Source organism: Streptomyces sp. SID486 (assembly GCF_009865385.1).
Lineage (GTDB): Bacteria > Actinomycetota > Actinomycetes > Streptomycetales > Streptomycetaceae > Streptomyces.
On the sequence record NZ_WWJT01000489.1, the window covers coordinates 1 to 2,388 of the forward strand.

A 2,388-nucleotide genomic window follows, 5' to 3' on the forward strand; every position below is an offset into this window, starting at 1 on the left:
TGGAGCCGGTGCAGCCGCAGCCGCAGCCGCAGCCGCTGGCGCGCAGGGTGCCAAGGCCGGTACCGCCGCAACCGCCGCGCAGGCGGGTGCCGGTGCGCAGGCCGCAGGTGCAGGCGCAGGTGCCGGTCAGGACCGGACCACCGCCCTCGCCGCCGCCGACGGCGACACCGCCGCGGGCACGGGCGAGCAGGCGAAGAACGCCAAGAACGCCAAGAACGCCAAGAATGCCAAGGACGCCAAGGACGCGAAGAAGGGCAAGCGGCCCAAGCGGACCGGGTGGCGGCGGATCTTCCCCACCTGGCGCATGCTGCTCGGCACCTTCTTCGTCGGCGTGCTGCTCGTGATCGGCCTCTTCTTCCTCGGCTACTCCCTGGTCAAGATCCCCCCGGCCAACGCGTTCGCGACCAAGCAGAGCAACGTCTACCTCTACGCGGACGGCTCGCAGCTGGCCCGCGACGGTGAGGTCAACCGCGAGAACGTCAGCCTCGCCCAGGTCTCCAAGGACGCCCAGCACGCCGTACTGGCCGCGGAGGACCGCGACTTCTACACCGAGTCCGCCATCGACCCCAAGGCGATGCTGCGCGCCGGCTGGAACACCGCGACCGGCAAGGGCAAGCAGTCCGGCTCGACGATCACCCAGCAGTACGTGAAGAACTACTACCTGGCCCAGGAACAGACGGTCACCCGCAAGGCCAAGGAGTTCTTCATCTCGATCAAGCTGGACCGGAACAAGTCCAAGGGCGAGATCCTCGAGGGCTACCTCAACACCAGCTACTTCGGCCGCAACGCCTACGGCATCCAGGCCGCCGCCCAGGCCTACTACGGCAGGGACGCCGCCGAGCTCGACCCGGCCCGCGCCGCCTACCTCGCCGCGCTCGTCAACGCGCCGAGCGAGTACGACGTCGTGGCCCACCCGGAGAACAAGAGGGCGGCCCTGGCCCGCTGGAACTACGTGCTGGACGGCATGGTCAAGAAGGGCTGGCTCAGCGAGTCCGAGCGCACCGGCATGAAGTTCCCCATGCCGAAGGAGCAGACGGTCTCCACCGGCATGTCCGGCCAGCGCGGCTACCTCGTCGAGGCGGTCAAGCAGTACCTGACCAGCAACAACATCATCGACGCCGACCATCTCGCGGCCGGCGGCTACCGCATCACCACCACCATCCAGAAGAACCGGCAGGACGCCTTCGTCAAGGCGGTCGACGACCAGCTGATGTCCAAGCTGGACAAGAAGAACCGCAAGGCCGACACCTACGTCCGGGCCGGCGGCGCCTCCGTCGACCCCAGGACCGGCAAGGTCGTCGCGATGTACGGCGGCATCGACTACGTGAAGCAGTACACCAACGGCGCCACCCGGGGCGACTACCAGGTCGGCTCCACCTTCAAGCCGTTCGTGTTCACCTCCGCCGCGCAGAACGGGTCCACCACCCAGGACGGCCGGACGATCACCCCGAACACCGTCTACGACGGCACCAACCAGCGCCCCGTCCAGGGCTGGAGCGGCGGCGCCTACGCACCCGAGAACGAGGACCAGAAGTCGTACGGCGACATCACCGTCCGCAAGGCCACCGACCTGTCGGTGAACTCGGTGTACGCGCAGATGGCCGTCGACGTCGGCCCCGCCAAGGTCAAGCAGACCGCGGTCGACCTCGGCATCCCCTCCGACACCCGTGACCTGGAGCCGTACCCGTCCATCGCCCTCGGTACCGCCACCGCCAGCGTGCTGGACATGGCCGAGGCGTACGCGACGCTCGCCAACCACGGCAAGCACGGCACGTACACACTGGTCGAGAAGATCACCAAGAACGGCAGCGACGAGGTCAGGCTGCGCGACGCGACGGCCAAGCAGGCCGTCAGCCGGGAAGCCGCCGACACCACCACGTCCGTCCTGCGCAGCGTGGTCCAGAGCGGCACCGCCACCGCCGCGCAGGCCGCGGGCCGCCCGGCGGCCGGCAAGACCGGTACCGCCGAGAGCGACAAGGCCGCCTGGTTCGCCGGCTACACCCCCGACCTGGCCACCGTGGTCTCCGTCATGGGCCAGGACCCGGTCACGGCCGCGCAGAAGCCGCTGTACGGCGCGCTCGGCCAGCCCCGTATGAACGGCGGCGGCCCGCCCACCGAGATCTGGGCGCAGTACACGCGCGACGCGCTGAAGGGCAAGCCGGTCGCCGACTTCGACCTCCAGCTCCAGGAGGGCGCCGACCAGATCCAGGAACCCCCCGCCACCGGCACGGCCGAGCCCGGCACCGACGGCGGCCAGGCCGACGGCGGCACCACCACGGGCACTCCCACCACCGGCGGCACCACCACCGGCGGGGGCACCCCCACCGACGGCGGCACCGCCACGGACGGCGGCGCGGCCACCGGCGGCGACCCGACCGACGGCGGTAC

Annotated in this window: 1 protein-coding gene; it reads left to right on the forward strand. The window is 70.4% G+C overall.

Annotation, left to right across the window (positions count from 1 at the left end; translation table 11 throughout):
• A partial coding sequence (locus GT045_RS23060) for a transglycosylase domain-containing protein (protein WP_237538806.1) occupies nucleotides 1–2,388 on the forward strand: 2,388 nt, incomplete at both ends.